General features: G+C 70.1%; 7 protein-coding genes and 1 pseudogene. 3 read left to right on the forward strand and 5 right to left on the reverse strand.

Annotation, left to right across the window (positions count from 1 at the left end):
• Nucleotides 1–249: 249 nt before the first annotated feature.
• The 3 genes from Q1K70_RS02880 (at nucleotide 250) to Q1K70_RS02890 (ending at nucleotide 6,001) form a co-directional block, all read left to right on the forward strand.
• Nucleotides 250–1,077, forward strand: coding sequence for a class I SAM-dependent methyltransferase (locus Q1K70_RS02880; RefSeq protein WP_300155491.1), 828 nt, complete (start codon nucleotides 250–252; stop codon nucleotides 1,075–1,077).
• A gap of 9 nt (nucleotides 1,078–1,086) precedes the next feature.
• Entirely contained in the window at nucleotides 1,087–1,374 is a 288-nt protein-coding gene (locus Q1K70_RS02885; protein WP_300155494.1) for a hypothetical protein, read from the forward strand.
• A 205-nt stretch (nucleotides 1,375–1,579) separates the two neighbouring features.
• Entirely contained in the window at nucleotides 1,580–6,001 is a 4,422-nt protein-coding gene (locus Q1K70_RS02890) for a DEAD/DEAH box helicase (protein ID WP_300155497.1), read from the forward strand.
• A 27-nt stretch (nucleotides 6,002–6,028) separates the two neighbouring features.
• Here Q1K70_RS02890 and Q1K70_RS02895 read toward each other — a convergent pair whose 3' ends face one another.
• The 5 genes and pseudogenes from Q1K70_RS02895 to Q1K70_RS02915 form a co-directional block, all read right to left on the reverse strand.
• On the reverse strand, nucleotides 6,029–6,772 hold the full coding sequence (locus Q1K70_RS02895) for an N-formylglutamate amidohydrolase (RefSeq protein WP_300155500.1): 744 nt from the start codon (nucleotides 6,770–6,772) through the stop codon (nucleotides 6,029–6,031).
• Nucleotides 6,738–8,003 carry a glutamate-cysteine ligase family protein gene (locus tag Q1K70_RS02900; protein WP_300155503.1) on the reverse strand — a complete coding sequence of 422 codons (1,266 nt, stop codon included), beginning with the start codon at nucleotides 8,001–8,003 and terminating at the stop codon, nucleotides 6,738–6,740. Before Q1K70_RS02900 ends, Q1K70_RS02895 begins: the two co-directional genes overlap by 35 nt.
• Nucleotides 8,000–9,469: a RimK family protein gene (locus Q1K70_RS02905; RefSeq protein WP_300155506.1), complete on the reverse strand. Its 1,470-nt coding sequence runs from the start codon at nucleotides 9,467–9,469 to the stop codon at nucleotides 8,000–8,002. Before Q1K70_RS02905 ends, Q1K70_RS02900 begins: the two co-directional genes overlap by 4 nt.
• Complete coding sequence (locus Q1K70_RS02910; RefSeq protein ID WP_300155509.1) at nucleotides 9,447–10,241, reverse strand: C39 family peptidase; 795 nt, start codon at nucleotides 10,239–10,241, stop codon at nucleotides 9,447–9,449. The genes Q1K70_RS02905 and Q1K70_RS02910 overlap by 23 nt, the downstream gene beginning before the upstream one ends.
• Before the next feature lie 99 nt (nucleotides 10,242–10,340).
• Nucleotides 10,341–10,442, reverse strand: a pseudogene (locus Q1K70_RS02915) (flagellar motor switch protein FliM); the annotation flags it as partial.

Consider the following 10,442-nt stretch of genomic DNA (forward strand, 5'->3'; position numbering starts at 1 on the left):
CCTGCGAGGCCGGAATCGGCCCGGCGAGCCTGGAGCGAAGCGACGGCATCGCCGGGTCGATTCCGGCCTCGCCGACGCACTCCCGCCCACGACCAGCCTTCCACCCGCGTACCCCTCTTCCGCCTCCCCAGCGAGGGGGTCCGGGGGGCATCATGCCCCCCGGCCGCCGGAGGCATTCTTCCCTACGACATTCCTGTAACTGGCGGCCAAGCCGCGGACCCGCTACCATCCTCGCGAGGAGCAACGACCATGACCACGACCATGACCACGATGACCGACCTGGAACCCAATGCCGCCCGGTTCGACGGTTTGGCCGGCGTGTACGACGCCAGCCGTCCTTCGCCGCCGCCGGTGTTGGTGGACGTGTTGTGCCGCTATGCCGGGGTGGAGCGTCCCGACATGGTGGTGGATCTGGGCAGCGGCACGGGGTTGGCCACGCGGTTGTGGATCGGCCGGGCCGCGACGATCATCGGCGTCGAGCCCAACGAGGGCATGCGTCACCGGGCCGAGGAGGCCGTGGCTGCGATCCCGGGCGGCGGGGACGTCATTTTTCGAAACGGTTATGCCGACGAGACCGGGCTTCGGGCAGGGTGCGCGGACATCGTCACGTGCAGCCAGTGCCTGCATTGGATGGAGCCGCAGCCGACCTTCGCCGAAGTGGCCCGCATATTGCGCGAGGGCGGGGTGTTCGCGGCCGTGGACGCGGACATGACGCCGTCTTTCGGCGGACCGGCCGAGGCGGCCTTCATGTCGTTGCGGCATCGGTCCCGGGCTATGGAGGAGAAGCTGCGGCTCACGGACGTCAAGCGTTGGGACAAGGCCGGGCATCTGGGGCGGATGGCCGCTTCGGGGCAGTTCCGCTTCACGCGGCAGGTCATGATGCACCATGTGGAGCCGGGCGACGGCCGGCGGCTTTTGGGGCTGGCGTATTCCTTCGGCGGCGTGGCCACGATGCTGGCTCATGGCGTGGCCGAGGCGGATTTCGGCCTGGACGTGCTGCGCCGCGAGATCGCGGCCATGGGCGAGGAAGTCGTGCCGTTTCACTGGAGCTACACCGTGCGTCTGGGCGTCAAGTAGGCCTGCGTCATGGACAGGAACGGCGGCTGGTGGGTGCTGGCGGTCGGCGGGCCGTACGACCCCGAGGATTTCGACCAGCGGGACTTGGCGCGCGCCCGGTTGCGCCAGGAGCTTTTGCTGCAGGCCATCGTGCCGGACGAGTACGTCTGGATCTGGGATGAGACGGACCGGGCTCAGTTTGTCCTGCGGACGTTTCCGCGCCGGGCGGCGGCCGAGCAGTACGCCGCGTACCTGTCCGGCCGGGGCGTGACCACGCGGATACGGTCGGCCTTCGGCGAATCGGGCCAGGCCGGCTGAAGCCGCGCTTCTCCTGTCGCTTTCCTGTTCCTTTCGTGTGCGTTTCCGGGCGGCGGATGTCGCCATCCTGTTCCCATCGCCGCGCCGATTGTTTCTTTGTTGTCGCTTCGCTGTTCCTTCCTTGAGTAACATGCCGATAAAATAGCTGTTTCATGGTTGAGGAAAGGGCTTTGCCAAATGCCGCCCGGGATCATACCCTGGCGGCATGCCATTGCCCTTCGATCCGCGCGTCGCTTCCTGGTTCACCGACCATGTGGGCGCGCCCACGGACATCCAGGAGCGCGCCTGGCCCCGCATCGCCGCCGGCGAGCATGTTCTGGCCGTGGCCCCCACCGGGTCGGGCAAGACGCTGACCGCGTTTCTCTGCGCCCTGGACCGCCTGGCCACGGGCGTGTGGCCCGCCGGCCGGGTGTCGGTGGTCTACGTTTCGCCGCTCAAGGCCCTGGGCGCGGATGTGCGAGCCAACCTGCTCGTTCCCCTGGCCGGGCTGCGTCGGGCCTTCGAGGCCGCCGGGCGGACCCTGCCGCCCATCCGGGTCGCCCTGCGAAGCGGCGACACCTCGTCCGAGGAGCGGCGGCGGATGCTGCGCAAGCCGCCGGAAATCCTCATCACCACGCCGGAGTCCTTAAGCCTCCTGCTGTCCTCCCGGGGCGGGCGGGGCATGCTCGGCGAGGTGCGCCTGGTCATCCTCGACGAGATCCATGCCGTGGCCGGGACCAAGCGCGGTGTGTTCCTGCTTGCCGCCGTGGAGCGGCTGGCCCTTTTGTCCGGGGAATTCCAGCGCGTGGCTCTGTCGGCCACGGTGATGCCGCTGGCCACGGTCGCGGCCATGGTGGGCGGCTTCGCGCCGACGCCCGACGATCCCGGCGAGTTCGTGCCCCGGCCGGTGGCCGTGGTGGCCAGCGACGCGGCGAAGCGCATGGCCCTGCGGGTGCGCCACGTGCCCTGGCCCGAGGGCGACCGGGTCGGCGGGCGCATCAAGGCCGTGGCCGCCGACATCCGGGAGCGCGTAGCGGCCAATCGTTCCACCCTTGTCTTCGTCAACAACCGCAAGCTGTGCGAGAAGCTGGCGCGGCTGGTCAACGACGAAGCGGACGGTACGTTGGCCTACGCCCACCACGGCTCCCTGTCGCGGGAGCTGCGCCAGTCCGTGGAGGCCCGGCTCAAGGCCGGGGAGCTGCGGGCCGTGGTGGCCACCAGCTCCCTGGAACTCGGCATCGACATCGGCGCGGTGGACGAGGTGATCCTCGTCGAATGCCCGCCCACGGTCAGCGCCGCGGTGCAGCGCATCGGCCGCAGCGGCCACCGGGTGGGCGAGACGAGCCGGGGGCTTTTTTTGCCCACCTCGGAAAAGGACCTGCTGGAGGCGGCGGTCATGGCCCGGGCCGCTTTCGCCCGCGACATCGAGCCCCTGCGCCCGGTCGTGGCCCCCCTCGACGTCCTGGCCCAGACCCTGGTCGCCATGTGCGGGGTCGAGACCTGGGGCGTGGACGCGCTCTACGACGCCGTGCGCCGGGCCTGGCCGTACCGCGGCCTTTCCCGCGCCGCCTTCGACCTGACGCTCGGCATGCTGGCCGGGCGCTACGGCGCGACGCGCGTGCGCGAGCTTTCGCCGCTTCTGGCCGTGGACGCCGTGGACGGCACGGTCGCGGCGCGCAAGGGGGCGCTCATGCGCCTGTACGCCTCGGGCGGGGTCATCGCCGACCGGGGGTATTACGCCTTGCGTCGCCAGGACTCCGGCGCGCGCCTGGGCGAGCTCGACGAGGTCTTCGTCTGGGAGGCCCGGCTCGGCCAGGTGTTCGCCTTCGGCGCGCAGAACTGGCGCATCGAGCGCATCACCGACGCCGACGTCTTCGTTTCCCCCGCGCCCGAGGGAACCGTGCCGGCCCCGTTCTGGCTGGGCGATCCCCACGGCCGCGACCGTCATTTCTCGGCCCTGCTGTCCGATTTCCTGGAGGAGGCCGAGGCGCGCCTGGCCGAGGTCGGCTTCGCGGCCGAGCTGGAGGCGGACTGCTTCCTCGAGCCCGGAGCGGCCGCGGCCCTGGTCGATTTCCTGCGCCGTCAGAAAGAGGTCACGGGAGCGGCCCTGCCCCATGCCCGCCACCTGGTCGTGGAGGTGACGGCCACCGGCCCCGGCGGCGCGCCGGGAAGTCAGGTCATCCTGCACGCGCCGCTCGGGCTGGCCGTGACCGCCCCTCTTGGCCTCATGCTCGAAGCCGCCCTGGGCGAGACGCTCGGCGAGGCCGCGCCGGTCTACGCCGGCAACGACTGCGTGGCCATAACCCTGCCGGGCGAGGTGTCCTCCGAGGCGGTGCTTGGGCTTCTCGTGCCGGAGGAGATCGCCTCCAGGCTGCGGGCACGCCTGGAAGGCTCGGGCTTTTTCGGCGCGGCCTTTCGCGAGGCCGCCGGCCGGGCGCTCCTTTTGCCGCGCGACGGTTTCGGCAAGCGCCAGCCGCTTTGGATCACGCGGCTTCGGGCCCGGAAGCTCCTGGCCGCCGTGGCCGGGTACGGAGATTTCCCCATGGTGCTCGAGGCCTGGCGCGCCTGCCTGGCCGACGCCTTCGACATGGACGGGCTTCGCGCCTACCTCTCGGGCCTGCGCTCCGGGGCCGTGTCGGTCAGCGTCGTCCATACCCGGACCCAGAGCCCCTTCGCGGCGGACATCGTCTGGCGGCACGTGACCGAATACATGTACCTGACCGACGCCGGCACGGCCACCGGCCCGACCGGGGCCCGGCCCGACCTGGTGGCCGAGGTGGCCCGTTCCCCGGCCAAGCCGAGCGTGCCGGCGGAGATCGTGAAGACGTTCGTTGCCAAGCGCCAGCGCCTCTTTCCGGGCTACGCCCCGTCCGGGGCCGCCGAGCTGCTGGAATGGCTCAAGGAGCGGGTCCTCGTCACGGAAGGCGAATGGGCGGCGATGCTCGCGGCCGTATCCCGGGACCACGGGGACGCGCCCGAGGCCGTGGAGGCGGCCCTGGCCCCGCGCCTGGCCCGCCTCGTCGCGCCGGCCGACGGCCGGCCTCGGCTGGTCGCGCTCGAGCGGGCGGCGGACGTGGCCCTGGCCCTTTACGGCGACCCGTCCCTGGCCGCGCCGGGGGCGGGCAAGGCGAAGCGGCCGGCCGGAAGCGCCGAGGACGCGGCCGCCCGGCGCGAGGAACTGCTGGCCGAGTGGTTTTCCTTCCACGGCCCGCTGACGCTAAAGGCCATGGCCGCGCTGCTCGGCGTCGCCGAGGACTTGCTGGCCGGGGCGGCCGAGGACATGGCCGGGGCCGGACGCTGGGTGTCCGGCGCGCTCGTCTCGGGCCAGGAGGCGACGCTCTGGTGCGACGCCGCCAACTTCGAGACCCTGCTGCGCCTGGCCCGGGCGGCCAGGCGGCCCGGGCTCGTCGCCGCGCCGGCCAGCCGGCTGCCGTATTTCCTGGCCCTGTGGCAGGGGCTGGCCGCGCCGGCCACGGACGCCGCCGGCCTGGCCGCGCGCCTGGAACGCCTGGCCGGTCTGCCGCTTGCGGCCGTGCTCTGGGAAACCGAGGTCCTGCCCGCCCGCTGCCGGGCCTACGATCCGGCCTGGCTCGACGCGGCCCTGGCCGCCACGGGCTTGGGCTGGTTCGGGGCCGGCAAGAAAAAGGTGCTCTTCGCCCACTCGGACGACCTCGACCTGGCCGGCTTCGCGCCGCCGGGGTCGGGCGGGCTTTTTCCCGATCCCCGGGCCCGCTACGATTTCGCGACGCTGCTCGACGTTACGGGCCTTTCCCCGTCGGATCTCACCGGGCGGCTGTGGGAAGCGGCCTGGAAGGGCGAGGCGGCCTGCGACGCTCTGGCCGTGCTGCGCCGGGGCGTGGCCACGGATTTCACCCCCGAAGCTCCCTTTTTCGAGGCCTCCCGGGGCGGGCGGCGGACCCTGCGGCGCACGGCCCCGGCGCGTTTCGCCGCCAGCCTGCCCACGGCCGGAACCTGGGGGCTTCCCCGCGTGCCGCCGCCGCCGGACGACGCTCTCGGTCGCGAGGAGCTGGCCATGGACCGGGCGCGGCTGCTGCTCGAGCGCTACGGTGTCCTTTGCCGCGACGTCCTTGTCCGCGAGGGGCCGGCCTTCGGCTGGCCGGGTGTCTTTCGGGCGTTGCGGCGCATGGAGCTTTCGGGCGAGGTCGTGTCGGGGGAGTTCTTCGCCGGCCTGGCCGGGCCGCAGTTCGCCTCGGCCCGGGCCGTGCGCCTGCTGGTCGAGGGCCTGACCGGCGTCGAGCCCTGGTGGTGCGCCGGGCGCGACCCCTGCGCCCTGTGGAGCCCGGAGGAGTCCGGCGACGCACTGGCCCTGCCGCGCCGGGCGGCCGGCTGCGCCGTGGCCTTTGCCGGGGCCCGGCCGGTACTCGCCTATTCCGCTGGCGGGGGACGTATCGACACCGTGCTCTCCCCGGACGATCCCGGCCTGTCGGCGGCTTTGGCCCCCTTGGAAAACCTGCTCGTGCGCCGCGTCCTGCCCGAGCCGCGTCTGGCCGTGGCGACGATAAACGGCCGCCCGGGCGAGCAAAGCCCCTATCTCGCGGTCCTTCGCCACCTGTTCGAGGTCGTGCGCGAACGCAGCAGTCTGACGCTCTTCAAGGGGCGCGGCCCGGCCGGGCCGCCATCTTCGTGAGAACGCCCGGCACGGCGGCGCGACACTCTAAGCCCCGCCGTCCATTTTCCCCTCCAGACAGCTGCTTTTTCGTCCCAGGACCCGCAGCAGGGCCTCGCACAGGTGGTCGTTGATGCTGGACAGCGCCTCCTCGCTCCCCCGGGCGAAGCGCTGGTTCACCTCGAGCTCCACGCCGACGTAGGCCTCGCCGAAACGGCGGCGCAGGGCCGTGGCCAAGCCGTCGGTCGCGCCCCGGTACGGATAGTTGCGCCGCAGGATGAGGTCGCCGTCGAGGCAAGCCAGCTCCCGCAGGAAGCGGCCGCAAAAGGCCTTTTCGGCCGCACGCCGGGGATCGTAGAGAAAGCCCACGTCGCAGTGGCGCGTGACGCCCCGAAGGCGCGGAGTGAAGCTGTGGCTGGCGAGGTGCAGCACGCGCCTTCCCGCGGCGACGAGAGTGGCGATCCGGGCCACGACGGCCTCCCGGTGGGGGCGGTAGCAGGCCTCGAAGATCTCCCGCCGGGTTTTTACGGGAAGCGGCTTGGTGATTTCCGAGTAGAGGCGCGGATGGCCCGGGCTGCGGTTGGCGTCGGCGAGCAGGCGCGTGACGTCCGTGACGAGCAGTGGCGCAGCGAGGGTCCCGGCCAGGGCCTCGGCCGTGGCCAGAGCGCCGAGGTCGAAGCCCCGGTGGCTGGCGAGCAGGTCCTCCCGGCCTTCGAAAAGCGGCCGGTAGGCCGGGGGCACGGCATTGCCGGCATGCTCACAGGTAATAAGCGGCGCCCAGGAGTCCGACATTGTAGGGCTCGTTTTTTTCCAGGCAATCGCACAGTTTGGCGTAGACCGACCGCACGTTGACCGGCCGCATGTCGCCATCCAGCGCGGCCAGGATGCGCCGGGCCAGGCTCGACTGGTCCACGAGCACGGGCAGCGGCTTGTCCCAGGCCGGGTCGTAGTCCATGGTCGGCAGACAGCTGTGGGTGAGCCGCCGCCAGATGACGCGGGCCGGGATGTTCGACGGCGCGTAGACGCCGAAGAGCTTGGCGTACTCCTGGGGGACGACGGTGCGGCCGGCGGTGCGGATGGTCTGGGAGAAGATGTTGGCCAGCTCCCGGGTGCCCCAGGCCTTCTGCTCCTCATAGGTGGACCAGCGTTCTTCCACAAGCCCCTTGAGGGCGGCGGTCAGCACGCCGGCCAGGGCCAGGTCGGCGCAGGGGCATTCCTGGGTGTCGAGGACCCTGATCTCGATGGTGGACCGGTCGAAGCGGGCGATGGCCCCCCGGGCGTTGAGGAACTCGTCCTGGAGCACGCCGGAGGGGTCCAGCGGCGCGATGTCGCGGTACATGGGGGCCAGGATGCGGTCGCGGTATTCCTGTTCGGAAAAGACGGCTTCCGGGATGACGGCCGCCATGACCGAGGGCACGCGGGCGGCGTTTTTGGAGTACTGCTCCATGCGCGCGTCGAGAAAGCCGGTGAACTTCCCGTCGAGCAGCGGCGAGGAAGCGGCCAGGGCCGGCATGATGGGCAGCAGCACCCGGATGGCGGCATGGAGCCGGCCGAACTCGTCGTCGCCGCGAAACGGCAGGTTCACGTGCATGCTCTGCAGGTTGGACCAGCCGTGCCCCTTGCAGTCGAAGATGGCGTCGAAGGCCTTGTAGATTTCGCTGTATTCGTGGGGCCACAGCACGGTCTCGGCCAGGGGGTCCATGAAGGGGTGGGCGCCCGTGGGCATGAGCCGTCCGCCCAGGGGGGCGAGCAGCGCGTCGGCCATGGCCACGCTCTCGGCGAACTGCCCGGCCAGCCCGACCAGGCTCTTGGCCGGCTCGGTCACCTTCATCTCCAGCACGTGGTTGACCAGTTCGTTGGACCAGGTCACCGGGCCCATGGACACGTCGGCCGCGCCCTCCTCGCGGGCGGCGGCGGCGAGCAGCTTGTCGGCCACGGGCAGGACGCCGAGCGTCTCCCGGTCCACGATCATGTATTCGATTTCGATGCCGTAGGCGGAAAAAAGCGGTCTGGCCCGGCTCATATGTTGAGGCTCCCGGTTTTGCGGCGTTCGATGCGTTTGAGAAAGACTTCCACTACCCGAAGATACAGCTCGTCCTGGAGGACTTCGTCCTCGAAGCCGGCGTCGATGTTGGGATTGTCATTGACCTCGATGACGTAGACCTTGTTGCCCACCTGCTTGAGGTCCACGCCGTACAGGCCGTCGCCCACGGCGTCGGCGGCCCTCTGCGCGGCCGAGACGACCTTCTTGGGCACCTTGCCCACGGGCAGCGTCTCCACCCGGCCGTAGATGTCCTTGCCGCTCTTGCCCTTGCGCAAAATCTGCCAGTGCCCGGAGGCCATGTAGTACTTGCAGGCGAACAGCGGCCGCCGGTCGAGGATGCCGATGCGCCAGTCGAAATCGGAAGGCAGGTATTCCTGGGCGATGACCAGGTCGGACTTGGACAAAAGCCGCCGGGCCTCGCCGACCAGGGCGTCGGATTCGCGCACCAGCACCACGCCCTGGGAAAAGGCGCTGTCGGGCTGCTTGAGCACGCACGGCAGGGACAGCTCCTCCAGGATGTGGTCGATGCCCTTGGCGTGGGCGATGACCGTGCGCGGGGCGGCGATCTTGTGGCGCGAAAGCAGCTCGGCCAGGTAGACCTTGTTGGAGCAGCGCAGGATGGACTGGGGGTCGTCGATGACCACCAGTCCCTCGGCCGCGGCCTTTCGCGCCATGCGGTAGGTGTGGTGGTCCACGTTGGTCGTTTCACGGATGAAAAGCGCGTCGAATTCCGACAGGCGGTTGGAGTCTTCGCGGGTGATCAGTTCCACGCCGACGCCGAGCGTCTCGGCGGCCTTCACGAACCGCTTGAGGGCCTTGGCGTCCGAGGGGGGCCTCGCCTCCTCCGGGTCGTGCAGGATGGCCAGGTCGTAGCGGGACACGGGCCTTTTGGGGATGATGAGCTTTTTGCCGGCGAAGTACTCCGTGGACACGGACTCGGCGAAGTCGCGCTCCCCGGGCGGAATGTCCTTGACCGAGAGCGGCGAGACGTTTTGCAGCTGCCAGCCGTTTTGGAAGGTCAGGTCGGCGCGCAGGAAGGGCGCGGGAAAGAGCTTGAAGAGCCGCGAGGCGAGCAGTTCCAGGCCCTTGTCCGGCGTCTTGCCGAAGTAGGCCGAGAAGCTCAGCTTCTCGGGTTGATGGTCGGACAGGGCCTTGGCCATGACCTCTTCGAGCTCGTCCGAGGCCAGGCGGATGATGCCGAGGGACTTCATGTCCTGGATGGCCGTGATGGAAGGCACGGGCTTGTGCCCGCGCGCCTCGGCCAGCAGCGACACGTAGTAGCCCATGGACTGGTAGCGGTAGGAACGGCAGATATTGATGATCTTCACGCCGCGAAGGCCGGTGAAGGTTTCGTCGGTGAGGTAGGACCGGGCCGCGACCGGCTCCACGCCGGAAAAGACCAGGGAACAGTCCTCGGGGTTTTCAATGACCACCAGAACGGACACGGGGGGGGGCTCCTTTGCCGTCCCGTGGGACGGCTTTTTTTCGGGGCGAGAGCACGAGCAGGTTGGCGTCGCGGGTGATGATGCCGAGCATGACGGCGCACACGAGGTGGTTGAGCGTCACTTCGTAGTACTGGCTCTCGCTGATGGGGTTGGGCAGCAGCGGATCGGCGATGTGGGTGGTGCGTTTTTCCTGGTCGTAGCCGCCGATGACCACGAAATGCCCGGAGGGCTCGCCGCGCAGGTCGTCGAAGACCATCCTGCCGTCCGCGCCGTCGCGTTCCCGGGCGGTGCGGTAGAGGTAGGTGGCGGAAAGCCCGGCCAGGATGGGTCGGTCGCGCTTGAGGATGTCGCGGATGAGCTTGGCGGTGAGGTCCTGAAAGCGGATCTCGCCGCCGAGGCGCAGAAATTCCAGGGTGGCCTCGGTGGTGGCCTGCAGGCGCGAGCTGCGCTTGTGGCGGCGCTGGCATCTGAGCTTGTCGGCCAGGTTCACGGCGGGGGGGCCGTCGGCGAACCAGGTGATGTCGAAGACCGTCAGGTCAAAGGTGTACAGCCTGGCCGCATAGCCGCGCATGAGGGCGTGGCAGCCCAAAAGCGCGGCCAGGGTGCCGCCCCCGGCCAGGGTCTGGACCTCGGCGATGACCGACTCCAGGGGCGTCTCGTCGCCATAGTAGTGGTAGATGGCCTGGAGACAGGTCGGCCCGCAGGTGGTGTCGTCGGGCTGGGGCAGGATGGGGATGGAAAGCTTCGATTCCACGGCTGTGCCCCCTATCATGGTCGGGTGTCCTTGGCCATGCCCGCCTTTGGGGCACAGTCGGCGGCCGGGGCCGCGCGTCCGCCGGGGACTGGGGAAGGCAGGCCTGGCAGGGCAGGGCTATTCGAAATGAATGTCTTCTTCCTTGACGATCTGAAAGGCCTTGTTGGACTTGACCAGCCCGGGGATGCCCTGAAACTTCCGCACGCCCTGGATTTCGGC

The organism is Solidesulfovibrio sp., assembly GCF_029978005.1.
Classification (GTDB): domain Bacteria; phylum Desulfobacterota; class Desulfovibrionia; order Desulfovibrionales; family Desulfovibrionaceae; genus Solidesulfovibrio.

Coding starts and splice junctions, on each gene's coding strand:
- Q1K70_RS02880 (WP_300155491.1), top strand. CDS start 250: ATGACCACGACCATGACCACGATGACCGACCTGGAACCCAATGCCGCC.
- Q1K70_RS02885 (WP_300155494.1), top strand. CDS start 1,087: ATGGACAGGAACGGCGGCTGGTGGGTGCTGGCGGTCGGCGGGCCGTAC.
- Q1K70_RS02890 (WP_300155497.1), top strand. CDS start 1,580: ATGCCATTGCCCTTCGATCCGCGCGTCGCTTCCTGGTTCACCGACCAT.
- Q1K70_RS02895 (WP_300155500.1), bottom strand. CDS start 6,772: ATGTCGGACTCCTGGGCGCCGCTTATTACCTGTGAGCATGCCGGCAAT.
- Q1K70_RS02900 (WP_300155503.1), bottom strand. CDS start 8,003: ATGAGCCGGGCCAGACCGCTTTTTTCCGCCTACGGCATCGAAATCGAA.
- Q1K70_RS02910 (WP_300155509.1), bottom strand. CDS start 10,241: ATGATAGGGGGCACAGCCGTGGAATCGAAGCTTTCCATCCCCATCCTG.